This window comes from Novosphingopyxis sp., assembly GCF_965218915.1.
Classification (GTDB): Bacteria; Pseudomonadota; Alphaproteobacteria; order Sphingomonadales; family Sphingomonadaceae; genus Novosphingopyxis.
This window is the reverse complement of the sequence record NZ_OZ244708.1, coordinates 2,558,407-2,583,310: the sequence shown is the minus strand read 5'-3', so window position 1 is coordinate 2,583,310 and position 24,904 is coordinate 2,558,407. Positions and strand designations below refer to the sequence as shown.

Annotated in this window: 22 protein-coding genes and 1 tRNA gene; 9 read left to right on the top strand and 14 right to left on the bottom strand. The window is 62.7% G+C overall.

Annotation, left to right across the window (positions count from 1 at the left end; genetic code table 11):
- Positions 1-9: 9 nt before the first annotated feature.
- The 3 genes from ACOQPC_RS12195 to yghU all read left to right on the top strand — a co-directional run bounded on the left by ACOQPC_RS12195 (position 10) and on the right by yghU (position 2,652).
- Complete coding sequence (locus tag ACOQPC_RS12195) at positions 10-837, top strand: SDR family NAD(P)-dependent oxidoreductase (RefSeq protein WP_420605995.1); 828 nt, start codon at positions 10-12, stop codon at positions 835-837.
- Between the two features lie 68 nt (positions 838-905).
- Positions 906-1,670 (top strand): SMP-30/gluconolactonase/LRE family protein, encoded by a 765-nt coding sequence (locus tag ACOQPC_RS12190; RefSeq protein WP_420608136.1) that lies wholly within the window; start codon positions 906-908, stop codon positions 1,668-1,670.
- A 115-nt stretch (positions 1,671-1,785) separates the two neighbouring features.
- Complete coding sequence (gene yghU / locus ACOQPC_RS12185; protein WP_420605994.1) at positions 1,786-2,652, top strand: glutathione-dependent disulfide-bond oxidoreductase; 867 nt, start codon at positions 1,786-1,788, stop codon at positions 2,650-2,652.
- 1 nt (position 2,653) lies between these two features.
- Here the strand turns inward: yghU and ACOQPC_RS12180 are convergent, their stop codons facing one another.
- Together ACOQPC_RS12180 and ACOQPC_RS12175 are read right to left on the bottom strand one after the other, a co-directional pair.
- Positions 2,654-3,478: a phytanoyl-CoA dioxygenase family protein gene (locus ACOQPC_RS12180; protein ID WP_420605993.1), complete on the bottom strand. Its 825-nt coding sequence runs from the start codon at positions 3,476-3,478 to the stop codon at positions 2,654-2,656.
- Complete coding sequence (locus ACOQPC_RS12175; RefSeq protein ID WP_420608135.1) at positions 3,475-4,380, bottom strand: SDR family NAD(P)-dependent oxidoreductase; 906 nt, start codon at positions 4,378-4,380, stop codon at positions 3,475-3,477. The genes ACOQPC_RS12180 and ACOQPC_RS12175 overlap by 4 nt, the downstream gene beginning before the upstream one ends.
- 433 nt (positions 4,381-4,813) lie before the next feature.
- On the opposite strand from ACOQPC_RS12175, the gene ACOQPC_RS12170 reads away from it, so the two are divergent.
- Positions 4,814-7,498, top strand: a complete 2,685-nt coding sequence (locus ACOQPC_RS12170; protein ID WP_420605992.1) for a TonB-dependent receptor — start codon at positions 4,814-4,816, stop codon at positions 7,496-7,498.
- Positions 7,499-7,583: 85 nt separating this feature from the next.
- Complete coding sequence (locus ACOQPC_RS12165) at positions 7,584-8,912, top strand: TetR/AcrR family transcriptional regulator (protein WP_420605991.1); 1,329 nt, start codon at positions 7,584-7,586, stop codon at positions 8,910-8,912.
- A gap of 14 nt (positions 8,913-8,926) precedes the next feature.
- Here the strand turns inward: ACOQPC_RS12165 and ACOQPC_RS12160 are convergent, their stop codons facing one another.
- Positions 8,927-10,192, bottom strand: a complete 1,266-nt coding sequence (locus ACOQPC_RS12160; RefSeq protein WP_420605990.1) for a 3-hydroxyacyl-CoA dehydrogenase NAD-binding domain-containing protein — start codon at positions 10,190-10,192, stop codon at positions 8,927-8,929.
- A 22-nt stretch (positions 10,193-10,214) separates the two neighbouring features.
- A complete protein-coding gene (locus tag ACOQPC_RS12155; RefSeq protein ID WP_420605989.1) occupies positions 10,215-11,081 on the bottom strand; it encodes an alpha/beta hydrolase in 867 nt (288 codons plus the stop codon).
- A 111-nt stretch (positions 11,082-11,192) separates the two neighbouring features.
- Here ACOQPC_RS12155 and ACOQPC_RS12150 point away from each other — a divergent pair, with 111 nt between their 5' ends.
- Positions 11,193-12,395, top strand: a complete 1,203-nt coding sequence (locus ACOQPC_RS12150; protein ID WP_420605988.1) for an acetyl-CoA C-acyltransferase — start codon at positions 11,193-11,195, stop codon at positions 12,393-12,395.
- Between the two features lie 153 nt (positions 12,396-12,548).
- On the opposite strand, the gene ACOQPC_RS12145 is transcribed toward ACOQPC_RS12150, so the two are convergent.
- From ACOQPC_RS12145 to ACOQPC_RS12125, 5 genes are all read right to left on the bottom strand, one after another.
- Positions 12,549-12,621, bottom strand: a tRNA-Thr gene (locus ACOQPC_RS12145).
- Between the two features lie 67 nt (positions 12,622-12,688).
- On the bottom strand, positions 12,689-13,561 hold the full coding sequence (locus ACOQPC_RS12140; protein WP_420605987.1) for a hypothetical protein: 873 nt from the start codon (positions 13,559-13,561) through the stop codon (positions 12,689-12,691).
- Positions 13,562-13,621: 60 nt separating this feature from the next.
- Positions 13,622-14,914, bottom strand: a complete 1,293-nt coding sequence (locus tag ACOQPC_RS12135) for a mechanosensitive ion channel (RefSeq protein ID WP_420605986.1) — start codon at positions 14,912-14,914, stop codon at positions 13,622-13,624.
- Positions 14,915-14,977: 63 nt separating this feature from the next.
- A complete protein-coding gene (locus tag ACOQPC_RS12130; protein ID WP_420605985.1) occupies positions 14,978-16,342 on the bottom strand; it encodes a serine hydrolase domain-containing protein in 1,365 nt (454 codons plus the stop codon).
- A gap of 291 nt (positions 16,343-16,633) precedes the next feature.
- Entirely contained in the window at positions 16,634-17,956 is a 1,323-nt protein-coding gene (locus tag ACOQPC_RS12125; protein WP_420605984.1) for a replication-associated recombination protein A, read from the bottom strand.
- A 101-nt stretch (positions 17,957-18,057) separates the two neighbouring features.
- Between ACOQPC_RS12125 and ACOQPC_RS12120 the strand changes: the two genes are divergently transcribed.
- Entirely contained in the window at positions 18,058-18,711 is a 654-nt protein-coding gene (locus ACOQPC_RS12120; protein WP_420605983.1) for a PadR family transcriptional regulator, read from the top strand.
- Positions 18,712-18,736: 25 nt separating this feature from the next.
- Here the strand turns inward: ACOQPC_RS12120 and ACOQPC_RS12115 are convergent, their stop codons facing one another.
- Entirely contained in the window at positions 18,737-19,879 is a 1,143-nt protein-coding gene (locus ACOQPC_RS12115) for a glycosyltransferase family 4 protein (protein WP_420605982.1), read from the bottom strand.
- A gap of 96 nt (positions 19,880-19,975) precedes the next feature.
- On the opposite strand from ACOQPC_RS12115, the gene ACOQPC_RS12110 reads away from it, so the two are divergent.
- Positions 19,976-20,206, top strand: a complete 231-nt coding sequence (locus tag ACOQPC_RS12110) for a DUF2945 domain-containing protein (RefSeq protein WP_420605981.1) — start codon at positions 19,976-19,978, stop codon at positions 20,204-20,206.
- Between the two features lie 226 nt (positions 20,207-20,432).
- The gene (locus ACOQPC_RS12105) at positions 20,433-21,080 is read left to right on the top strand and encodes an MOSC domain-containing protein (protein ID WP_420605979.1); all 648 of its coding nucleotides are present in this window, start codon (positions 20,433-20,435) and stop codon (positions 21,078-21,080) included.
- A gap of 31 nt (positions 21,081-21,111) precedes the next feature.
- On the opposite strand, the gene ACOQPC_RS12100 is transcribed toward ACOQPC_RS12105, so the two are convergent.
- The 4 genes from ACOQPC_RS12100 to miaB are packed head-to-tail and all read right to left on the bottom strand — an operon-like array spanning position 21,112 to position 24,869.
- Entirely contained in the window at positions 21,112-22,014 is a 903-nt protein-coding gene (locus ACOQPC_RS12100) for a hemolysin family protein (RefSeq protein WP_420605978.1), read from the bottom strand.
- A gap of 50 nt (positions 22,015-22,064) precedes the next feature.
- Positions 22,065-22,562 carry an rRNA maturation RNase YbeY gene (gene ybeY, locus ACOQPC_RS12095; protein ID WP_420605977.1) on the bottom strand — a complete coding sequence of 166 codons (498 nt, stop codon included), beginning with the start codon at positions 22,560-22,562 and terminating at the stop codon, positions 22,065-22,067.
- Complete coding sequence (locus ACOQPC_RS12090) at positions 22,555-23,547, bottom strand: PhoH family protein (protein WP_420605976.1); 993 nt, start codon at positions 23,545-23,547, stop codon at positions 22,555-22,557. The genes ybeY and ACOQPC_RS12090 overlap by 8 nt, the downstream gene beginning before the upstream one ends.
- Positions 23,547-24,869 (bottom strand): tRNA (N6-isopentenyl adenosine(37)-C2)-methylthiotransferase MiaB, encoded by a 1,323-nt coding sequence (gene miaB, locus ACOQPC_RS12085; RefSeq protein WP_420605975.1) that lies wholly within the window; start codon positions 24,867-24,869, stop codon positions 23,547-23,549. The genes ACOQPC_RS12090 and miaB overlap by 1 nt, the downstream gene beginning before the upstream one ends.
- Between the last annotated feature and the right edge of the window lie 35 nt (positions 24,870-24,904).

Genomic DNA, 24,904 nt, shown 5'->3' with positions numbered 1-24,904 from the left:
GAGAACAAAATGGGCAATCGGCTTTCCGGCAAGGTAGCAGTAGTCACGGGGGGCACCAGTGGCATCGGCGAGGCCACCGTCGAGCTGTTCGTAACCGAGGGCGCACGCGTCGTCTTCACCGGTCGCAACGGTGACAAAGGTGAAAAGCTTGCTGAGAAGTTCGGTGCTTCGACCCGTTTCGTTCAAGGCGATGTCCGCAACGAGGAAGACATCCAGCGTGCGATCGACACCGCGACCGACGAGTGGGATCGGCTCGACTGTCTGTTCAACAATGCTGGCGGCGGCATGGGCGGGACGCTCGAAACGGTGACTAAGGAACAGTTTCACGATGCGATGGACCTGCTCGTCGGCAGCGTTCTGTTCGGCATCAAGCATGCCGTTCCGATCATGAAGGAGCAAGGCAGCGGCGCGATCATCAACAATGCCAGCGTTGCAGCGCTCAGTACCAATTATGGAGGTTTCCTGTACAGCGCGGCCAAGGCGGCAGTCCGCCAGTTGACCAAGGTTGCCGGAATTGAACTTGCGCCGTGGGGCATTACCGTGAATTCGATCGCGCCCGGCGGAATTGCCACGCCTATTTTCTTCGGCGGCTCGGAGCGGGCGGCCGACATGGACGATGCCCATATCGCCGCATCGATGGCGAAACTGGAGAAAAATCTGGCCGCCGCCACACCGCTTCAGCGCACGGGACATCCGGAAGACATCGCTTATGGAGCACTTTATCTAGCGAGCGATGAAGGAAAGTTCGTGACCTGTCATGATCTGGTTATCGATGCCGGCATGACCGCGGCCGGCAAGACGAATTTCGAGGGCAAGCCGCCTGCGACCAGCTGGTGATCGTCGCCTCCGACATTGCCTTTGGCGAAGGCCCGCGATGGCACGAGGGATGCCTGTGGTGGTCTGATATGCATGGGCATGCGGTCTGCAGGCTGGTACACGGTAAAACAGAGACAATCTGCGCCGTCCCAACCAAGCCGTCGGGCCTCGGATGGTTGCCAGACGGGCGGATGCTGGTGGTGTCCATGACCGACAAGCGCGTGCTGCGAATGGAAGCGGACGGTAGTCTCGTGACCCATGCCGATCTTTCGGATCTGGCGCCCCGGCGCTGCAACGACATGGTGGTGGACGCGAGCGGCGGCGCCTATGTCGGCAATTTCGGGTTCGAGCTGGACAATGTGGAAGAGCCATGTCCGACGGTGCTCATCAGAGTTGATGCGGACGGATCGGCGCGGGTTGTCGCAGACAAGCTCTGGTTTCCGAACGGAATGGTGATCTTGGCCGACGGTCGCACCTTGGTAGTGGCCGAGACTTGGGCAGCCCGGCTCACTGCGTACAGCATCGCGGATGACGGAAGTCTGTCCGATCGCCGGATTTGGGCAAAGCTCGATAAGGCCGTCTATCCTGACGGAATTTGTCTGGATAGCGAAAGCGCGATCTGGGCTGCATCGCCGAGCACGAAAGAGGTTCTGCGCGTGCGTGAGGGAGGCGAAGTGGTTGATCGCTTGGCTACCGTAAGGCCCGCTTTTGCCTGCGCGTTGAACGGCAGGGATGGCAAAACGCTTTATGTCTGCACTGCGGATTCTCACGACCCGGAGCGCCAGCGGCAGGAGCGCAATGGCCGAATCGAGGCGTTTAGCATTACCGCGGCATATGGGCCTGATCAGCCTTAGCGGAACGCTGCAAGCATGATAGGGCAACCGGGTGCATGTCTTGCCGATCTAGTGCGAAAGCCAGTTCAGACCTCGGCTATCGGGCGAGGTTTCAATTTACCGAAAGGACCTGCAGATGACTGATTATCTTCCGCCCAAGGTGTGGACTTGGGATAAGGAGAATGGCGGTGCGTTCGCCAATATCAACAGACCGGTCGCGGGCGCTACGCACGACGAGGCCCTGCCGATCGGCGAACATCCGTTGCAGCTTTATTCCTTGGCCACACCGAACGGGGTAAAGGTAACGGTGATGCTGGAAGAACTGCTTGCGGCCGGTAACACCAGCGCTGAGTATGATGCGTGGCTCATTCGTATCAACGACGGAGACCAGTTCGGCAGTGGCTTCATCGAGATAAATCCCAACTCGAAAATTCCAGCTTTGATGGATCGGAGCGGACGCGAACCCATCCGGATTTTCGAGTCCGGTTCGATCCTGTTATATCTAGCGGATAAGTTCCGCGCTTTTCTGCCGATCGCTCCGGCTGCTCGCGCAGAGATTATGTCTTGGCTATTCTGGCAGATGGGTGCCGCTCCGTTGCTGGGAGGGGGCTTTGGTCATTTCTACGCCTATGCACCGATCAAGATCGAGTACGCTATCGATCGCTATACCATGGAAGTGAAACGACAGCTCGATGTCCTTGAACAGCGTTTGGCGCAGAACGAATATGTCGGCGGCACCGAATACACGATCGCCGATATGGCGATCTGGCCCTGGTATGGTGCGCTCGTTCAGGGGCTGCTCTACGAGGCGGGTGAGTTCCTGGCGGTGCAAGAATATACAAATGTGCGACGGTGGGCGGACATGATAGGTCAGCGACCTGCGGTAAAACGCGGGCGCATGGTCAATCGTATCTTTGGCGAGCAGTCGAGCCAGCTGCATGAGCGCCATGACGCAGCGGATTTTGAAATACGCACAGCCGACAAGTTGCCGGCAGCCTCTTGATTTAGCTGCGTCTTTTTCGCATTCCCGCATATACGCGCTTTCGAACTTCGGGAATGATGGCGCGCATGGGATGGCGGCCGTCGGCCCAGCCAAGAAATTCGCAGATGTCGTAACCCAGCAATTTCTGGACGTCCTCCGGCAAGCCAAGTACCATGGCCGGATCCAGGCTGAGATACTGATTTTCCTGCTGACGAATCCAGCCGCGGCAATAATTGAGTGAAAGCCCGAAGCGGGACGTTTCAGTCATATTGGGGCCGCCGCCGTGCCAGACCGCGCCATCCCAAAGCAGTACCGATCCGCGAGGCATTTCTGCGGCCACGGATCGAGCCGCGGGATCGACCGGCCCGGCTTGCCGATGCGATCCGGGAACTAGGCATGTGCCCCCATTTTCCTTGGTGAAATCGGTCAATGCCCAGATCGTGTTGACGACCAGCGCGGGATGTGGACGTTCGGGAAAATAGGCGTCGTCCTGGTGCAACGCCTGCGCCGTCTCGCCGGCATGAATTTCCATGGTCGAAGCGATCGAAAGTCTGGCTCCGGGACCGAGCATGTGGTGCACGAGATCGAGCAGGTTTGGTTCTACCAGCAAGGCGTCCAGAACGCGCGTTTTTGCGAAAAGGTTGAAGACGCGCTTCGTCCGGGTGCCGGTAAAGTCGTTATCGCCGAAGTCTTGCCGTGCATGGAGTTCCTGCAAGCTCGCCAACACCTGATCGCAGCCGGCCGGATCGAGGAACTGCGGCACGATGGCGTAGCCGTCATGGCTTAGCCTGCCTTTGAGGCAATCGAGCTCTACACGATCTAATTGACGGAATGTCGCTGGGTTCACACGGTCTCCCCAAACTCGCTCCAGGGGACGCGTTCGCGATCCTCCGGAGCGCGCCGATCTTCCCCCCAAGTCAGGACAAGCGGATTTTCACCGCGTATCGTCCGGCCGACGGTGACCTCCATGAAATGCCGCCAGGTCGGACCGCTGAACACGTAAAAACACTCATTGCTCACTGCCTCGAAAGTCGATTGAGCGATCTCCTCGGGCGCCAGTCCGCGCCCTTGGAATTCCTCGCTGCCTTGAACGAACGCTTCGTTGGCGAATTCGCGGTCGCTCCATGGCGCATCGGTTTCAGGGCGGTTGCGCCAGCTTTGGTGGATGCGCGTCGCCACCATGCCGGGACAGATGATCGAAACCCCGATGCCCGTCAACATCGCCTGCATCTCGCTATAGAGAGACTGGCTCAGGCCAAGCACCGCGGCCTTGCTGGAGCAATAAGGTGCGTGATCGCCGTTGCCGTTGAACGAGGCCAGGCTTCCCGTGTTGATGACATGGCCGTTTTCACCGCGCGCCATCATGCCCGGGAGAAATGCGCGAATGCCGTTCACCACCCCCCAGACGTTCACATTCCATACCCAGCGCCAATCGTCGGCGCTCATTTGCCAGGTTGGGCCCGTGATCGAAACGCCGGCATTGTTGAACAGAAGATGGGTCGCGCCGAACCGCTCACGGGTGTGCGCTTCGAGCGCGACCACGGAATCATAGTCCGCAACGTCGGTTATCAAGCCATCGGCGGTGATGCCCATATTCCTGAGCCGCTCGACGGCTTCCTTAAGTGCCTGTTCTTCGATGTCCGCGAGCATGACGCGGCACCCCCCTCGTCCGAATCGTTCAGCCAGTGCCAAACCGATGCCGCTTGCCCCGCCGGTCACGACCGCAACCTTGTTTTGAAAATCTTTCATGAACACCCTTCCTTTACCTCGATCCTAAGCAGGGAAGAGGATCGAAGCAAACCACTTTTCTCAAACACTGCTGGGCACGGCTTGGCCGGTGAATTTTTCGAAGCGAAGAAGTGTACCCATCATCTCGCAAGCCATGCTTGGAGCAGGTGGCCAGGAGCCGTCACCGGCGATCGTAATGACCAAAAGATATGCGGCGCCAACCACCATAATACCGGTCAGTAGCGCGTTCACGCAATCAAATCGGCTCGGTCTCAAGGGGCGAAGATTGGTCCTAGCCGACTGGGTCGGCAGCGGCCCCGCAGATGCATCGCAAGCTGCCGGATAGCAATCTTGAAAAACGTGACTTAAGAAGGAGAGTACGGTCTAGCCAAGGCTCGCTGGGTCATTTCAGAACTGATCTTTGGCATGAAATGCGCAAGATATGGATGGAAGCTTGACTAGCAAGAAAGAATCGCGGAAAACCCCGTTGAGAAACGCGGTTTGCGCTAAGCGGCTGCAAAAACCCGCAATGAACGGGATAAATGGAGGGGCTGAATCGGCTATGAAAAATTTACTGTACATATCGTGTGCGGCGGCTGCTTTTTTTGCGTGTGATGGAGCTTATGCTCAAAGCGGCAGCAGAGCCGCAGGGTCGCAAGAATCCCCTGCCAATGACTCGACCGACGAAGACCGGCCCCAAAATGCTGAATCTACCACTGGCGATGATCAGTCGCAGCAGCAGGAAGATAATGAGGATCGTCAAGTCGTCGTTGAAGAGCGTTCTATCGTCGTTACGGGTTCGAGGTTTCAGGAGTTTCTCGACCAACCGCAGCCGAAATCGATCATCTCCGCCGAGGACCGCAATCTTGGCGGGGTAAACACCTCCACCGAGTTGGTCCGGCAGCAACCGGGCTTCAACATCACCGACGATTTCGGCATCAACGTGCGCGGCATCGGTCGCCAGACGGCGCAGACCCTGCTCGGCCAGGAGAATACCGTAGTTCAATATATCGATGGATTCATCAATCTTGTTCCGGCGAATATCGGCGAATCGACGCTGTTTGGCGGTAATGTCACTTTTGTTCGGGGGCCTGCGGGCACCACTTATGGTCGCAATGCGATTGCTGGTGCCATCAACGTGATCTCGCGCGCGCCGACCGAAGAATTTACCGCGCAGGCGCAGGCAGGTTTCGGCCGCGATGGTGCGTATAATGTGGGCGCCAATATAGCAGGACCGCTGACGGATAATCTGGGCTTCAGGGTCGGCATTCAGGAGATTGTCCAGCCGACTATATTCGAGGCCGTAGCGGGGGTCGATGATGCGGGCTTTGCGGTAAGCAATCTGTATGTGGAGTTTCAGTTAGAATGGAACATCGGCGGCTTCCACATCCGCAATCGCGCCACCACCTTCACCTATGACAACCAGCCGGGCTATGCGACGCTCAGCCGCTACAACAACGGATTGAATAACAACGGCGCCGTATTCGGCGCGTTGTCGCCCAATCCGCAATTCGGCTACACCGGACCGGTTCCGAGCGAGCCCTACACCACTAACGTCAATATCGCCGGTTACGACCGGCTCCGCGAGAACTTCCAAGACATCGTGAACGCCGATCTCGATCTCGGATTTGCGAACCTGGTATATGTCGGCGGTTACCAAACCTATCTGGCGACCGGACAGTCGGACCGCGATTTGACGTCTCGAACCAGCTATGATGGGGACACGGTGGCGCCAGGAACCTTTGCCCCCGGCACTCAGGTTCCAACGGACTACCGGACCAACTATCGCAACGACAACTACTTTTGGTCGCAAGAGGTGCGGTTGGAGGGCAAGGGGGGTGGGCCTGTGGATTGGCTGGCCGGCTTCTATTATTACAATCAAGATTTTGACGAGCAATTCTGGGAAAATATCGTCAATGCTACTGACCCGATCCTGACGCCAATCGTCGGCACGCCCGGCCTTTATCCCGAGGGCACGCCCCCGCCGCCCAATCCGCGGCGTTCGACCTTTGAACAGCGCAATCTCTACGAGATCCGCTCGACCGCGCTGTTCGGCAATGCGACTTTCGACATCACCCCGACGCTGCGTTTCGACGGGGGACTGCGCTATACTTGGGATGAAAAGGAAGCGCATACCAACTTCCGTTTCGTCTATTATTATCCGCCCTTTTACGCAGCCGACTTTTCCCCACTGATCCATAGCGCTGACCCGTTCCGTCGCGACCAGGGTCTGTCAGGTCGCGCTGCCCTCGCCTGGCGACCGAGCCCGGGTGATCAGCTTTATGCATCCTATGCACGCGGTTATCAGTCGTCCGCTTTCACCTTGGGTCAAGGCGTTCCCGGTCCGGACCCCGACAATCCGCAGAATATCGCCGACAAGGAACATCTAGACGTTTACGAGGTCGGCGGGAACTGGACCGCAGGTCGGCTGCGGTTCGATGGGTCGGCCTTCTACCAGATTTTTCACGATCAGCAGATTCCGATCAGTACGCGCGGCACTATCAACGGCCCGGATGGACCGGTGCTGGGACCGGTTTTCACCCGGTTCGAAAATGCCGATAAGACTGAAATCTACGGTGTCGAGGGACAAATTTCCTGGCGACCGAACGACCAGTCCAATATCATTGCTTCCTATACCTACCTGCATCCGAAAATCACCGATTTCTGTCCTGATTCCGGTGGGCCGACATGCGGTGTGGTGGATGTCTCCGAACCTGCGTTTCTCGATGCCGCGGGAACGATTCCGAACCCGCTTTCTGGGGCGCTCCAGGATCTTTCTGGCAATGAGTTGCCCCGCGCTCCCCGGCATAAAGTTACTCTCTACGGGTACTATGGCATCGATCTCGGCAGTGCCGGCCATCTCTATCCGGGCGGAAGCGTTTTCTACCAGTCGAGCTTCTACAACTCCCCATTCACGGTGCCCCGTTTTCGCAGGCCGGAGCGCACCGTCGTGAATGCGACTCTCACTTATCGCACCGCGGACGATCGTCTCGATCTTACCGGCGTCGTGAGCAATCTATTCCGGAATCGCTATGCCGACAATTCCGTTCTCACCACCTTTGGCGCGAGTAATGTTACTCAAGCCGACATTTTCGGCGCCGACCGTTATTGGACCGTGACCGCGCGATACCGTTTCTAACCCTCGGCTTGCAGGCTCCTGACGGGGGGAGAGAGCCGGCAGGCGCCGTCCCGTCTTGTCTCAGCGAGGCAAGGCGGGACCAGGCTTGGTATTCGGGCGGTTGGCTTTGAGCGGTTGCTCTAATGGTTCGCGGTGGCTAGCCTTTGCAGTTATGAGCGAGGCACAGTTGAAGCACACCGAATTGATCGAAGCCGGCCCTGCCGCTGCGACCGCTAATAAGCCTTCGCGCTTCGATCGGCGCAAGTCCGAGATACTCGACGCCGCCGGTGGCCTGTTCAACCGCCGCGGCCTGAAGGATTCCACGCTGGAAGTGGTGGCGGCCGAGATTGGGCTCAATCTCAAGAGCCTGCGATATTATTTCAAGCGACGCGACGATCTTGTCGCGGCGGCGTTTATGCGTTCTATCGCCAAGCATCTTGCGCTCGCCGAGGGCGCGCTGGCGGTCGACGACTTCGACGAGCGCATACGGTTCTTCATCTCGAGCTATTTTGCCATGCAGGCGCGCATTCGAAAGGGGGAAGAGCCGGAGCTCGTGCATTTCGGAGATTTGCGGGCCTTGTCCGAACCGCATCTTGGTGAAGTTGGCGATGCCTATGTCGGAATGTTCCGGGTTGTCCGCCGCCTCTTTCGGCCGGCCGAAATGTCCTGGACGCCCGAGCAGTGCAATGCCAACGCCCATTTGCTGCTATCGCAGTTGCACTGGTCGGTGATCTGGCTTCACGGTTATGTCGACGATGACTTCGAGCGTGTCGCCGACCGACTGAGCGACATTTTGTTGAAGGGGATCGGCAGCAAGGCGCTTGGGTTGAAAATTGCGATAACGCGGGTACCGACGCCGTTTTCGGAATCGGACCGACTATCCCAGGAATCCTTTCTGTGCGCGGCGACGAAGCTGATCAACGATCAAGGCTATAAGGGAGCTTCCGTCGATCGGATATCCGCCGAGCTCGGTGTTACCAAGGGTGCGTTCTATCATCATAACGAGAATCTCGATGCCCTGATGGTCGCGTGCTTCGAGCGGACGTTTTCGATCATTCGGCAGGCTCAGGGTTTTGCTTTGCGGCAGGAAGCTGACGGCATGTCGCATGTCGCAGCTGCCGCGACTTCTCTGGTCAGTCGCCAGATGGTTCCCGAGGGCGTGGTACTGCGGACGTCGGCCCTTACGGCAATCGGGCCCGAGCTGCGCCACGAGATGGAGCAGCGGCTCGCGCTGTTGACCTGGCGCTTCCAGGATATGCTGAACGATGGCGTGATCGACGGATCGGTGCGCCTTTGCGACATGCGGATCGCGGCGGAGGCTGTAACCGCGATGATCAACTCTGCGCAGGAACTCCAGCGTTGGGTGCCGACAGCGACGTTCGCAAATGCGGCCGAACTATATGTCCGACCGCTGTTTCGCGGCTTGAGTCGCTGATTGCCTAAAGCTTTTTACAAATCCGCGAAGCCGCGATCATCGCGTACCAGCCGCTGTAGCAATGGTGCCGGATCGTACCAGTCGCTTGTCCGTCCAAGTTCGCGGGCCTTTGCTTCGACGCGTTCAAGGCCCACGGAATCGGCCCAGCGCATCGGGCCGCCGCTGTCCTGCGGCCAGTTATAGCCGAACATCCACACGACATCGATATCGGACGGGCGCTGCGCGATACCTTCTTCGAGTATCTTTGCCCCTTCGTTCACCATGGGGAAGAGGCAGGTTTCCAGAATTTCCCGATCGCTGGGCGGGTCTAGTTCGTCGGACACGTCCAGCTTTTCACGGATAAGGTCGGCGACCATCGGGGAGGGCGACGCAAAACGGTTTTCATCATAATCATAATAGCCAGCGCGGGTCTTCTGGCCGCGCCGATCGGCCTTGCATAACGCATCGCGCAGCGGATCACCTTCGCCCGGCACCCAGCCGATGTCGAGACCGGCGAGATCGCTCATCTCGAACGGTCCCATCTTGAACCCGAAATCCTTGAGCACGCGATCGACATCCCACGGCATCGCGCCGCGTTTCAGGAGTTCGGCCGCCTGGAGCTGACGCGGGTAGAGCATCCGATTGCCGACGAAGCCGGGACACACGCCGACCACGACGGCAATCTTGCCAATGCGTTCGGCCATGTCGAGCGAGCTCGCGATGACCGCGTCGGAGGTCTTCTCGCCGCGCACGATCTCGAGCAGCTTCATGACGTTTGCGGGCGAGAAAAAGTGAAGCCCGATAACGCTTTCGGGGCGCTTGGTGACCGCAGCGATTTCGTCGACGTCCAGCCCCGATGTGTTGCTGGCGAGGATGGCGCCCTGCTTCACGATACCGTCGAGACGGGAGAAGATGCTTTTTTTGAGATCCATGTTCTCGAACACGGCCTCGATAACGATATCGCAATCGGCGAGATCGGCCATGTCGAGCGACTGCGAGATGCGCCCCATTCGCGTTGCGACTTCCTCCATGGGGAAGCGGCCGCGCTTTGCGCTGCGCTCGTAATTTCCGCGGATCACTCCGAAGCCGCGGTCCAGCGCTTCCTGCTTGGTCTCCACGATGTGCACGGGAACGCCGATATTGGCGAAATTCATGGCGATGCCGCCGCCCATGGTGCCGGCGCCGATGATGCCGACCCTTGCGATCGGGATCAACGAGGTGTCTTCGGGCACATCGTCCACGACGCGCGCGGCCCGCAGAGCCTCGGTTACGTAGTCGGCGGAATCGGCATGGTCAGTCATAAGGCCTCGGCGATGAGATGGGTCAGAGATATCTTGAAAACCACGCGACGGCTCGATCGGTCGAGTCTTCGAAATGATCGTCGTAAACGGCGTAATGCTTGCATGGATAAGTGTCATATTCGGCAGGCGCGTTTTGGCGGATCATCATATAGGCCGCCCAGCCATGTTCGAGCCGATTGTTCAGTTCTTCGAATTCGGCGTCGAGTATCAGAGTGGGCACCTGGACCTTGGCCGCGGCGCGCAGCTGCGAGTGCTCCGCCATCCTGGCGACGTCCGGAGTGCCTTTGAGTCCCTCGATACCATCCAGGCCGCCTTGCGGAACGACCGGATCGATCTGTCCGCTCGCTTTTTGCGCTGCGCGGCCGCGAGCCCATTCACGATGTTCGGGAGGAAATCCGAAGCCGCCGATCTGCGCCACTACGGCTTTGATACGGTCGTCGTTTCCGGCGGTGAATACCGCGTGGCCGCCGCCATAGCTTGTCCCCCAGATGCCGATCCGGTCGCGGTCGACGTCCGGATGCGACCAGAGATAGGCGAGACAGTTGCGAATGTCGGTCGTCTGGTCGACGGGATCGACAATCTCCCGCAGCACGCGGACCTTGAGCGTCGTCTCGCCTGCTTCCAGCAAGCGCGGCGCGTCGCGGACCGCAATGACGCGCCCATCCGATTCGCCCCATCCGCGATAGTCGAACGTCAATGCGACGAATCCGGCACGCGCGAATTTTTCGGCGTAGCGCCTGAGATGATCTTTCAGTCCGCCCCAGCCATGACAGAGCAGAATTGCGGGATAGCCGTCGTCGGGACGCGGAGCATCTGGCTTGAATAGATCGGCGGCGAGCCGGGTGCCTTCGCTCCAAAGCTCGAGCGTTTCCTGTGCGACCTCGGTCATCCTCTGCCTCTTCGAACATCTTGATTATCTCAATGACCACCTATTGACATCATAGCAAGGGCATTACAACCGTACCTTAATTCTTAAAATGGTTTTAGGAGAGCGCCCGCCATGCATGAAGCAGTCATTGTCGCCACCGCCCGGACGCCGATCGGCAAAGCCTATCGGGGAGCGTTCAACGATACGCAAGGTCAGGCGCTGGCCGGGCACGCGATCGAACATGCGGTAAGGCGTGCCGGCATCGATCCGGGCGAAGTGGAAGATGTGGTGATGGGCTGCGCGCTGCAGCAGGGTTCGACCGGCTTCAACGTCGCGCGGCAAGGTGCGCTTCGGGCGGGATTGCCCGAAACCGTTCCCGGCACGACGGTGGACCGTCAGTGCGGTTCGGGACTGATGGCGATCGCGGCCGCGGCCAACCGTATACAAACCGGCGAGCAGAGAATCGCGGTCGCCGGCGGCGTCGAGTCCATCAGCCTCGTTCAGACAAAGCATATGAACGGTTATCGCACGGCGGATCCGTGGCTGTCGGCCGAAGTGCCGCAACTTTACATGAGCATGCTCGAGACGGCGGAAATCGTCGCCGAGCGTTACGGCATCAGCCGGGAGGCGCAGGACGAATATGCGCTGCAGTCGCAGCAGCGCGTCGCCGAGGCGCAGTCCGCCGGCAGGTTCGACGCGGAAATAGCACCGATGTCCGCCACCATGGTGGTGACCGACAAGGAGACCGGCGCGACGTCGCAGCGCGAAGTGACCTTGGAGCAGGACGAAGGCAATCGTCCCCAGACGCGGTTGGAGGATTTGCAAAAACTCCAGCCCGCGTTCAAGGGGGGACAACAGATCGAAGAGGGTCGGTTCGTTACCGCGGGCAACGCCTCCCAGCTGTCCGATGGGGCCGCTGCTGTGGTGCTCATGGAAGCCGGCGAAGCCGACCGCCGCGGGTTTGCGCCCCTCGGCGTTTACAGAGGCCTTGCGGTCGCCGGTTGTGGCCCTGAGGAAATGGGCATAGGTCCGGTTTTCGCGATCCCGAAATTACTCGAAAAGCATGGCCTTTCGGTCGGCGACATCGATATGTGGGAGCTGAACGAGGCCTTTGCCAGCCAAGTTCTCTATTGCCGGGACAAGATCGGAATTCCAAACGATCGCTTGAATGTTTCAGGTGGCGCCATCTCGGTGGGCCATCCTTATGGCATGTCCGGCGCTCGGATGACCGGCCACATCATGCACGAGGGCAAGCGCCGCGGCGCGAAGTACGGCGTCGTCACCATGTGCATGGGCGGCGGAATGGGCGGAGCGGGCCTGTTCGAAATCCTGTGAACGGATTGCGCTTGTCTGGGCGATTTGCGTCACTGCCGTTTGGCGACGATTTCCTCGCCAGCGGTCTGGCTTGGGCAACCGCCCGCGGCAGCGGCGCGACGCGTCGATCTGCGGTTATCGCCGTTATGAGCCCACGACATGGTTGAAAAACGGTGCCGATTGCAGGAGTCGAACCCGCGACCTTCGGTTTACAAAACCGCTGCTCTACCAACTGAGCTAAACCGGCGCGGCAATGCGGTTAGGGCAGGGGGATGGGGCTCGACAAGGCTTTTTTACGCGCGCCAGCCGAAGGATCAGGCAATGCCGAAGGTCCAGCCCTCCTTGGCCGCAACCTCGGCCGTCATCGTTTCGGGATGCCACAGAACCGGAGCGCGCACGGCGTCGCGCAGCCAGGCGGCGGTGATCAGGGCATCGGTGGCGTGATCGTCATAGCGCGCGAGCGGGAGACAATCGGGCGAACTCAGCGCGGCGAGCGCGGCGAACAGGCCCTCTGCGTCGCGGACCTTGCTGCGGCTTTTGCCCAGGCCGGCGGCGCGGGCGGCGACGGTCGTATAGATTTCGATCAGCAGCGGCCCTTCGTCCGGCACCGGATCGAACGGCCAGAACGGAATCGCGCCGTCCAGCGCGTGGAGCATGCGCATGCCGGTCAGCGAGCTCTTGCCGACCTGGCCGGCGCCGACCAGGTTGAAGCAGGACCAGCTGTTCGCCTGGCCGCTCGCGCGCTGGTGCCGCTCCACTTCGCGCAGCCGTCCGATGCCGCCGCCGAACATGTCGCCTTCGCGTGCCCCATGACGGCGGAAATGGCGCGCCGCCTCGGGATGGTCGACGAAGCTGTTCGCGGACAGATGCGGATCGGCGGCGGCGATGCTATCGACCAGCGCCCACAGTTCGCGTGGGCTTTCCGGGCTTTCGCTCCAGCCTGGAAAATAGCCTCCCCGATCGAGGAAGGGAAAGGTCGGCGACAGGTCGAGCCCGACGACGATGTCGGCTTTGCTTTCGGCGAGCGACCGCAGCCATTCGCGAATACCGCCTCTCGTCCAGCCGCCCTCGGGCTCGATCAGCACGGGCGGTCCGGCCTGGCGGGCGATGGCGACCGCTAGGCCCTTCGGCCGGGCGACGGCCTGGCCCGACCAGTCGATGCAGGCGGTGGCGGCGAAACGGCGCATGGCGCAAAAAGGGCGGCGCCGAACGGCCCCGCCCTCTCCTATGCTATCCGCGCGAAGTCGTCATTCGTCGAGCGGCGGGACGTCGGGCTGCCGCGGAGGCACCGGCGCCGCGGTTGTCGGCGGAGAGGCCGGTGCCTTGGGCGTCATCGGCGTCGGCGGGCTCGCGGGCTTGGCGGCCTCGCTTTCCGCCTTGTCCTGCATCCGTTCGAGCAGGCGCGAGGCGGCGTTGCGGCCGCCGAGGCCGAACGCCAGCGCGCCGGCCACCGCGCCGCCGATCACCAGCGCGCCGAACGCCATGTCGACGATCTCCTCGCCCACGCCCATGAACCGGAGGCCCATGAAGGTGAACAGGATGATCGTGGCGTAGCGGACGATGGCGGAGGCGAGATTGTTCTCGCCGGTGCCGGCCATCAGCTTGCCCAGCAGGTTCGCGATGAGGAAGCCGAAGGCGATGACGACCGCGCCGAAGATCACCTGGCCGCCCAGTTCGAGCACCTGATCGAGGATCGCGGTCAGTTCGGGAAAGCCGAGCAGCCGCGTCGCCGCGATCGCCGCGAACAGCATGATCGCGATCTGCACGATGCGCGCGACGATCGAGGATACCGTCGTTCCGGCGGGCAGCACGTCCATCGAGCCGACCGCGCGGTCGACACCGAGCCCGGGCAGGATTTCCTTCAGAATCTGCACGACGAAGCGGCTGATCAGATAGCCGAGGCCAAGGATGATCGCCGCGCCGATGATGTTAGGGATCGCGTCGAAGAAAATCCGCAGCATCTCGCTGGCGGGCCGCGAGACCGTATCCAGATCGAGCGCTTCCAGCGCCATGATCGACACCGGAATGATGATCAGCACGAACACGATGGTGCCGATGGTCTTGCTGATCGCGCTGTTGCCGGTGACCGTGTCGACCCCGCCGCGATTGGCCCATTTGTCGAAATCGACCGTCTGCAGCGCCGTCACCGTCAGATCGCGCAGAATCCGCGCGACGATCAGGCCGACGAAGAAGATGATCGCGGCGCCGATCAGGTTCGGGATGAATTCCATGACGCTGTTGAGCAGCGTCTGGACCGGCTGGATCACGCCGCCCAGGCTGAACACCTGCAGGATCGCGAGGATGCCGAACAGCCAGATCAGCAGGCTGACGATCGTGCCGAGCGATTCGCCCACCGATTTGCCGGACGAGGTATGGCGCTGCAGGAATTTGACATTGTCGACCAGCTTGGCGAACGCCCACTTGGCGACCCGCGCCAAAATCCAGGTGACGACGAGGATGGCGAGCGCGATGAGAATCTTCTCGCCCCATTCCATCGCCAGGCTCTCGCTGAAGCGATAGCGGTTATTTCCGATCTGCATGAAACTCGACCCCTGTTTTTGAGCTTATCTCGGCCAATATCTAACAGAGCTTGACGCCGGGCGCTAGAGTGCTTCGGCGGCGACGAGGATGTCGCGAGTGAACGCGGCGATATCGAAACGCTGGTCCGATGTATCGTAGCCGCGCCGCACGATCGCCATGCCGCGCGACGGAATAATGACGAGATACTGCCCGCGATTGCCGAATGCCGCGAAGCTGTCGGCCGGAACGCCGTCGCTGTCGTTCATCAGCCAGAAAGTGGCGCCATAGCCGAACTCGCCATCGGGCTGCGGGCCGCTCGGCGTGCTGACGAATTGGCGCCAGCTATCCGGAAGCAGCCGCTCACCCTGCCACATGCCGTCGTCGAGATAGAGCTGACCGAGCCGCGCGAGATCGCGCGCGGTGGTCCAGACCTGGCTCGACAGGATGAAATTGCCGCGCCAGTCGGTCTCGGCGATCGTGCGCGTCATGCCGAGCTTGCGGAAGAAAGCGAGCGGATAGCCGAGCCGCCGCTCCTCCGGCAGCCGCTCCTGCACGCTGCGCCAGGCGTTCAATATGTCGTTATTGGCGTAGCGGAAACGGCTGCCGGGCGCGTGCAGCAACGGCCAGTGCGCGGCGCGCGGGAACGCCGCGGTTCCGCCCATATAGACCGGATCGGTGCGGCTTCCCTGCGTGTCGCTGTAGAGCCCGCTGGCCATTCGCATCAGATTGTCGAGCGTGATCCTGCCGCGTGGATCGGCGGGATCGCGCCATTCGGCGAGCGCTGCCGGTTGGGCCGGATCGACCAATCCTTCGAGCACGGCATGGCCGATCAGCGTGCCGGCCAAGGACTTGGCAACCGACCAGGTGCGCTGGGACATATGCATGTCGAAGCCGGGCTTGTAGGTCTCGGCGACGATCTTGCCGTGGTGCAGCACCAACGCCGCGCTGCTCGCGCCGCCATATTCGCCCGCCAGCGCCTTGGCGGCGATGGCGGAAACCGCCGCCTCTGGTGCCAGCGCATCGCGGTCCCCCATCGGCCAGGCGCTGTCGTCGATCAGATAGGGAACCAGTTCGCCCGCAAAATGCGGCAGCTTGGCGCCATCGGCCGGATCGGCGCCGATCGGCAGCGAGGCGCAGCCCAGCCCGGCCCGCCACTGCGCAGTGCGCGGCGGCATGGCGGTGTCGAACGCCACGCGCACCTGGTGCGCGCGCTCGTCGATCTCGGGCGTCAGCGTGGGCACGATGTCGGCGATGCGGTCGTAGATGCCGGTGAGTTCGTCCGCCTCGATCTGCGCCGCGGCCTTGCCGCCGTTCCATAGCCCGGAGCAGAGAAATTGCGCCTTGTATCCGGCGGCGAGCGCGCGGTCGTAGCGTGCTTGGTCATTGGACTGCGCGTTGGCCGGGGCGGCCAGGGCGAACAATGGGACGGCAAGTATAAAGGCCTTCATCGTCGCTCTGCGGATGCCGACGAATGGCGCGTTCTGCCGTTCGCGATCCCGATCCGAAGCCGGAAGGTCACAAAAGGCGCGATACATCCCCCCCTTGTCGTCCCTTCCCGAAGCCGGCGCGGGGCCATGGAGCGAACGCGTTGGGGCGGGGCGAGTCATGGGCACCAGCCTAAGCGAAAAGGCGCTGTGTAGGACAGCGGAAAGTTTCGGCGAATGGGGCGTGCCTGTTCGGGCTGGGCGGACGTTTCGTAGTGCGACACAGTCGAAGAAGAGAGCCAACGGGTTCAGACGCTAAGCGTCCCGCCCTTCTTTCAACCCCTGCCAATGGGCGATGCGCTCGGCGATCTTGCGTTCGAAGCCGCGGTCGGTCGGCGCATAAAAACGTTCGGGCGCCATCTCCTCGGGCCAGTAGTTCGCGCCGGAATAGCCGCCCTCGGCATTATGATCATAGGCATAGCCCTGGCCGTAGCCGAGCTGCTTCATCAGCTTGGTCGGCGCGTTGACGATGTTCATCGGCGGCATCAGCGATCCGCTCGCCTTCGCCGATTTCCACGCCGCCTTCTGCGCCTTGTAAACCGCGTTCGATTTGGGCGCGGTGGCGAGATAGAGGCAGGCCTGGACCAGCGCCAGCTCGCCTTCGGGCGATCCGAGGAAATCATAGGCGTCCTTGGCGGCCAGGCACTGGGCGAGAGCGCCGGGATCGGCGAGGCCGATATCCTCCACCGCCATGCGCACCATCCGGCGGCACAGATAGAGCGGATCCTCGCCCGCCACCAGCATCCGCGCGAGATAATAGAGCGCGGCCTGCGGATCGCTGCCGCGCACCGATTTGTGCAGCGCGCTGATGAGATTGTAATGCCCTTCGCGGTCCTTGTCGTAGACCGGCACGCGGCGGTGGAGCAGCGCGCTCATCTCCTGCGGCCCCAGCGGCTCGTCGATGCGGCTGTTGTAGAGCGTTTCGGCTTGGTTGAGCAGGAAGCGTCCGTCGCCGTCGGCGCTGGCGACGAGCGCGGTGCGCGCCTCCCCGGTCAGCGGCAGCGGTTCGGCATATTCTTCCTCGGCCCGGTCTAGCAATGTGGCCAAGGCTGCGGGGGCGAGCCGGTGCAGCACCAGCACCTGCGCGCGGCTGAGCAGCGCGGCGTTGAGTTCGAAGCTGGGATTTTCGGTGGTCGCGCCGACCAGCGTCACCACGCCGCGCTCGACGAACGGCAGAAATCCGTCCTGTTGCGCGCGGTTGAAGCGGTGGATCTCGTCCACGAACAGCAGCGTCTGCTGGCCGGCCCTGGCCGCCTGATCGGCTTCGGCAAACGCTTGCTTGAGGTCCGCGACGCCGGAAAAGACCGCGCTGATCGCCTTGTAACGCATGCCGACCGCGCCGGCGAGCAGCTGCGCGATGGTGGTCTTGCCGGTGCCCGGCGGACCCCACAGGATCATCGAACCGAGCCGGCCGGCGCGCACCATCCGCCCGATCGCGCCGTCAGGGCCGGTAAGATGGTCCTGCCCGACCACCTCGTCCAGCGACCTCGGGCGCAGGCGGTCGGCCAGCGGCGCGTTTTCGCGCGGTTGCGGGAATGAAGCGGGAGGGGCGGAATCGTCGCCAAATAGGTCGGCCATGCAGGGCAAGATAGGGTGTGCGATAAAATTCTGCGAGAGACTCTTGTATAAAGACTGCTTCAAGATATATCTCAATATATCGCGAATAAGGAGTATGAACTATGCGACAGGGATGTGGTGAATTCGGCCGGGGCGGCGGCGCGCGCAAATTTGCCGGGATCATGGCGATGGTGCGGGACATGGCGGCGGCGAGCGGCTTGGACGAAAGTTCCGGACCCCACGGCCCGTTCGGGCCGCAGGGTCCGTTCGGCCCGGGCGGACCGTTTGGCGGCGGTCGCGGCAGGCGCCGGGGCCGGGTGTTCGGATCGGGCGAGCTGCGGCTGGCGCTGCTCCGGCTGATCGCGGACGAGCCGCGCCACGGCTATCAGCTGATCAAGGCGATCGAGGAGCTCAGCGGCGGCACCTATGCGCCGAGCCCGGGCGCGGTCTATCCCACGCTCTCGCTGCTCGAGGACGAGGGTGCGGTTCGCGAGCTGTGCGCCGCCGAGGACGAGCCGCGCAAGGCGTTCGAGGCCACCGCGGCGGGGCGCGAGGAGCTGGATCGCCGGGCCGAGGAGGCCGCCGCCGTGCTCGCCCGGGTCGGCGCGCTCGGCGAGGAGCAGCGCGCCGCGCCCAATCGCCAGCTGCACCGCGCGATGGAGAATTTGCGCAACGCCCTGCGCGTCCATCGTCATGGCGACCGGCTCGACCAGCAACTGGTCGAACAGGTGGTCGATATCGTCGACGAGGCGGCCCGGCGGATCGAGCGGCTCTGACTGCGGCCAAGGCCCCGCGGCCCTTTTATCGGTTTTCGATCAGCGCCAGATATTTGCGCGCCATCGTCTCGTTGATGTCGTACCAGCTGTAATCTTCGGCGCGCTCGTTGCCCGCCGCGCCGTGCAGCGCACGCAGCTCGGGATCGCGGCAATAGCGTTCCAGCGCATCGGCGAAACCGGCGACATCGCCCGGTTCGACGAGCGCGCCCGATGCGCCGTCCTCGACCAGGCTTTCGCTACCGGTGGCGCGCGCGGCGACCACCGGCACGCCGCAGGCCATGCATTCCAGCGTGACGTTGCCGAAGGTCTCCGTGATCGACGGATTGAACAGCATGTCCATGCTCGCGACCGCGCGGCCGAGATCGGCGCCCTGCTGGAAGCCGACGAAGCAGGCGTCCGGAACGCGCTCGGCGAACCAGTCGTGCGCCGGGCCTTCGCCGATCACGAGCACGCGGTGGTCCACGCCGCGTTCGCCAAGCTGCGCCATCGTGTCGGCGAACATGTCGAGCCCCTTTTCCATCACCAGCCGGCCGAGGAAACCGATCACCGGCTCGGCGCCTTCGATGCCGATCGAGCGCCGCCAGGCCAAGTCGCGGCGGCCGGGGTTGAACGTCTCCCGGTCCACCCCGCGCGACCAGATGCCGACGTCTCGGTTCATTCCTTCCTCGCGCAGGATCGCGGCCATGCTCTCCGACGGCGCGACGATGGCGTCGCAGCGATTGTAGAGGCGGCGCAGGCCCTTGACGAACCACGGCTCCAGAAAGGCCAGGCCGTAATAGCGCGGATAGGTCTCGAACCGGGTGTGCACGCTGGCGAGCACCGGGATGCCCCGTTCGCGCGCCCAGGTGACGGCGCGGTGGGCGACCCAGTCGGGGCTGGAGATGTGGACGATATTGGGATCGAACGCCGCCATATCGGCGCGGATTTCGGGCGAAAGCGCGGTGCCGATGCGATATTCGCCGCGCCCGGGTATCGGCAGCGAGGGAATGCTGACGACGTCGCCCGTCGCCGCGAACGGCGGATCGGGGATGGTCGGCGAGTAGACGCGCACCTTTGCGCCGCGCCCGAGCAGATGGCCGACGAGACGGTTGAGCGCCTGGTTCGCCCCGTCCCGAACGTAGTTGTAGTTGCCGCTGAACAGGGCGATGCGGAGGTCTTCGACTTGCATGAGCCGAGCTTTGAGCATGAGGCGACAGGCTTGCCAACCGGAACTTTGGCTTTGCCCGCGGCTTCATAGGGCTCGGCGTAAAAGGACGGCAAAGCGATGGCGAACGAGAACAGTTTTCAGGCAAACCAATATGTCGAATGGGACTGGGGCAGCGGCACCGCCACCGGCCAGATAGAAGAACGCTTCGAGCGCGAGGTGACGCGGACGATCGAGGGTTCCGAAATCACCCGCAAGGGCGATGCGGACAATCCGGCCTATCTGATCAAACAGGACGATGGCGGCAAGGTCTTGAAACTGGGCTCGGAACTGCGCGCGGCGGAGGGATAAAGCTTATCCCTCTCCCGTTCACGGGAAGGAGCGAGCCCCGGACTTGATCCGGGGCGCAGCGGTGAGGGGAAGCCGTTGCAGCGCCGACCCATCGATGGCGCTGGCGCGCCACCCACCCTCATCCCCCCGCTTTCGCGGGGGCAGGCAACTCCGCCCCGGATTTAATCCGGGGCTTCGTATCCTTCTCCCGCCCGGGCGGGAGAAAGTTTATCAAGGGGCCGCACTCATGCTGTCGACCGTCGAAGGTCTGTTCATCGGCAGGCCCAAACCCTTTAGGGGCGATTCCGCCAGCGCCATCGCCCGCGATCCGGCGGATGGTCCGATACGCCTCGGCTGGACCGGGTTCGAGGGCGACCAGGTCGCCGATCCGGTGCACCATGGCGGCTGGGACAAGGCGGTGCATCTCTACCCGTCCGATCATTATGCCTTTTGGCGCGAGAAGCTGTCCGGCAATGAGCTGATCGGTGACTATGGCGCGTTCGGGGAGAACATCACCGCGCCCGGCTTTACCGAAGAGACGGTTCGCATCGGCGACCGCTTCCGGATCGGCGAGGCGCTGCTCGAGATCAGCCACGGTCGCCAGCCCTGCTGGAAGCTCGATCATCATTTCGGCCGAGGCGATATCATGGCGACGATCGTCAACACCGGCCGCTGCGGGCTCTACCTGCGGGTGATCGAAGAAGGCGCGGTATCCAGGGGCGATATCATCTCGCGCGAGACGAGAGCGGATCGCGACTGGACGGTCGCGCGCGTGTTCGCGCTGCTGATCCGGCCGGGCGGGGACAAGGACAAGGCCGAACTGACGGCGCTGTCGCAACTCGAGACGCTGGCCGAGGACTGGCGCAGGCGTGCGAAGAGTCTGGCTGAGGCGTAAGGGAACACCCTGTTAAGCTGCCATCGCTTTTTTAGTTCTCCGTATCTTCCCTGATCACCGGCGGATGCAGCCTGAGTCGAGTCACGCGTTTTTCATCGCCATCCAGTATCTCCAGCTTCCAGCCGCTCGGATGCTCCAGGATGTCGCCGACCGCCGGCACCTTGCCCGCCAGCACGAAGGCGAGGCCGCCCAGCGTATCGACGTCCTCGGGCACGTCCTCCAGTTCGGGCGCGACCTGCTTGCCCAGATCGTCCAGTTCGATCCGCGCATCGGCTTCCCATAATCCGCCGTCCAGGTCGACCAGCTGGGGCTCGGGTTCGTCGTCGTGCTCGTCCTCGATCTCGCCGACGATCTCCTCGACCAGGTCCTCGATCGTGACGATACCCTCGGTGCCCGAATATTCGTCGAGCACGATGGCGAGGTGTGTGCGCGTGGCGCGCATCTCGGCGAGCAGATCGAGCACGCCCATCGATTCGGGCACGAAGCGGGGCTGCCGGATCAGCGCGGCGATGCCCTGTGGCCTGGGGCCATCGCCGGCCAGGATCGCAAAGGCGTCGCGGATGTGGATCATGCCGATGATGTCGTCGAGATTGTCGCGATAAACCGGCAGGCGGCTGTGACCATGTTCGCAGATCGTCGCGACCAGCTCGTCGAAACTGGCATTCTCCTCGATCGCCACGATATCCGCGCGCGGGACAGCGACGTCGTCCGCCGTATGCTCGCTGAAATGAAGGAGGTTGCGCAGCATCTCGCGCTCGACGCGGCTGAGGTCGCCCGCATTGGCGCCGGTGCGCGTGTCGTCGTCCACCTCATGCTCGTCGATGGCCTCTTCGAGCTGCTCGCGCAGCGAGGGTTCGTGATCGGATTTGAACAGCAGGGCCTTGAGGCCCCGCCATATTCGTCCGCCGCCTTCGTCGTCGGCGTTGTTTGTCATGCTGTCTGGCATTGCCGAAAGCTGGAGTGCCCCTTAGTGGTTGCAGGATGTCAGGAATATGGATTGGGAAGGCCCAGAGTGGCAAGCGCTTTCACTTCCAAGTCCTCCATCCGTTCGGCATCCGGCTCGTTCTTATGGTCATAGCCGAGCAGGTGCAGCGTGCCATGGGCGATCAGATGGGTTGCGTGCTGCTCGAGCGAAATGCCCTTGTCCGCCGCCTCGCCCGCACAGGTCTCGCGCGCCAGGATGATGTCGCCAAGCAGCGCCTCGCCATCGTCGCTGTTTTCGAGCGATTGCAGCAGATCGGGCTGGACCATCGGAAAGCTCAGCACGTTTGTGGGCGTGTCCTTGCCGCGATAGCCGGCGTTGAGGCTCTGCACCTCCGCATCGTCCGACAGCTTGACCGCGACCTCGACCGAGACCCGCTTGTCGATCAAATCCGCGAACGGGCTGACCGAGAGGCCGGCGCGCACCGCGCGGCGGGCGAGATCGGCCCACGCTTCCTCGCCGTCCCAGCCGGGGCCGACCGCGGTTTCCACGTCAAGCATGGGGGCCTTCATAGGCATCGACGATCTTGCCGACCAGCGGATGCCGCACGACGTCGGCTGAGGTAAAGCGATTGATCGAGATATTTTCCACGTCCTGCAGCCGCGAGACCGCATCGGCCAGGCCGCTCATCCCCTCGCCGGGCAGATCGACCTGCTTGGGATCCCCGCAGATGACCATGCGGCTGTTCATGCCGAAGCGGGTGAGGAACATCTTCATCTGCGCGGGCGTGGTGTTCTGCGCCTCGTCGAGGATCACGAACGCGTCCGCCAGCGTGCGTCCGCGCATGAAGGCGAGCGGGGCGATCTCGATCTCTCCGCTCGCGATGCGCCGCTCGACCTGTTCGGCCGGCAGCGTGTCGTACAGCGCGTCGTAGAGCGGGCGCAGATAGGGATCGACCTTTTCCTTCATGTCGCCGGGCAGGAAGCCCAGCCGCTCGCCCGCCTCGACCGCGGGACGCGAGAGGATCAGCCGGTCGACCTGCCCGGTGATGAGCATGGCGACGGCCTGCGCCACCGCGAGATAGGTCTTGCCGGTGCCCGCCGGTCCCAGCGCGAAGATGATCTCGTCGCGCGCCAGCGATTCCATATAGGGGATTTGCCCGGGCGAGCGCGGAATGATGTTCTTCTTGCGCGTGCGGATCATCACCTGCGGCGTGCCGCTGCGGTCCTGCCGCACGATGCCGTCGAGCGTCGGTTCGTCGGACATGGCGATCGCCGCCTCGACCAGCGCGGCATCGATCTGCTCGCCCCGCATGATGCGGCTGTAGAGCGCGGTCAGCACGTCGCGCGCGCGCGCCGCCGCGGACGCCTCGCCCTCGATCTGCACCTGATTGCCGCGCGCCGCGATATACACGCCGAGCCGGTTTTCGACCGCGACCAGATTGCGGTCGAATTCGCCGAACAGGCTTCCCAGCAGATGCGGCTTGTCGAACTCGATCTCGAGCCGGGTCATGTCGCCGGCCCGCGCCTGTTCCTTGCGCGCCATCAGGCGGCTTTCCTCATCGCGGGTTCTCCGGCCAGACTGTTGGGACCGGCATCGACCAGGTCGACCGTCAGAAGATCGCCGATCGCGGCACCGTCCACATCGACATGGACCGATTGCAGCCAGGGCGATTTGCCGACCAGCTGCCGGGCCTTGCGGCCCTTGCGTTCGAGCAGGATGTCGCAGCGCCGGCCGACACTGGCCCGGTTGAAGGCGTGCTGATCGGCGTTGAGCGCGGCCTGCAGGCGCTGCAGCCGTTCGTCCATGATCTCGGGCGGGATCTGATCCGCCATCTCGGCGGCGGGCGTGCCGGGGCGCGGGCTGTATTTGAACGAATAGGCCTGCGCGTAACGCGTGGCGCGCACCAGCGTCAGCGTGTCCTCGAAATCCCGATCGGTCTCGCCGGGGAAGCCGACGATGAAATCGCCCGAAAGTGCGATGTCGGGGCGAACGGCGCGGACGCGGTCGAGCAGTTTCAGATAGCTCGCTGCGGTGTGGCTGCGGTTCATGGCCTTGAGGATGCGGTCCGATCCGGACTGTACCGGCAGATGCAGGAACGGCATCAGCGCTTCGACCTCGCCATGCGCGGCGATCAGGCTTTCGCTCATGTCACCCGGATGGCTGGTGGTGTAGCGGATGCGGGCGAGGCCCGGCAGTTCGGCGAGCGCGCGGATCAGGCCGTCGAGACCTTGCGCGCGGCCCTTGTCGTCCACCGCCTCCCAGGCGTTGACGTTCTGGCCAAGCAGCGTGATTTCCCTTGCGCCGCCGTCGATCAGCGCCTTGGCCTCGTCGATCAGCGCGCCCCATGGCCGGCTGATTTCGGCGCCCCGGGTATAGGGCACCACGCAATAGGTGCAGAATTTGTCGCAGCCTTCCTGCACCGTCAGAAAGGCGGTGGGCCGCGTCTGAACACCTCGCTTCGGCAGCGCCGCGAATTTCGATGCGGCGGGCATGCCGGTATCCAGCGCCTTTTTGCCGCCCTTTGCCTCGCGCAGCAATTCGGGCAGGCGGTGATAAGCCTGCGGACCGACCACGACATCGACCGATGGCGCTCGCCGCGCGATCTCGGTGCCCTCGGCCTGCGCCACGCAGCCGGCCACCGCGATCATCGGCGTCGATCCGTCCTCGCGCCGCAAACGGCCAATCTCGGAATAGACTTTTTCGGCAGCGCGTTCGCGGATGTGGCAGGTGTTCAGGATCACGAGATCGGCGTCCGCCTTGTCGCTCGCCGTCATTCCCTCGGCTTCCATCAATTCGGCCATGCGCTCGCCGTCATAGACGTTCATCTGGCAGCCGAAGCTCTTGACGTGATAGGTCTGGGTCATAGGCGCGCGCTTATAGGGAGGTGGTTGCTCGGCGT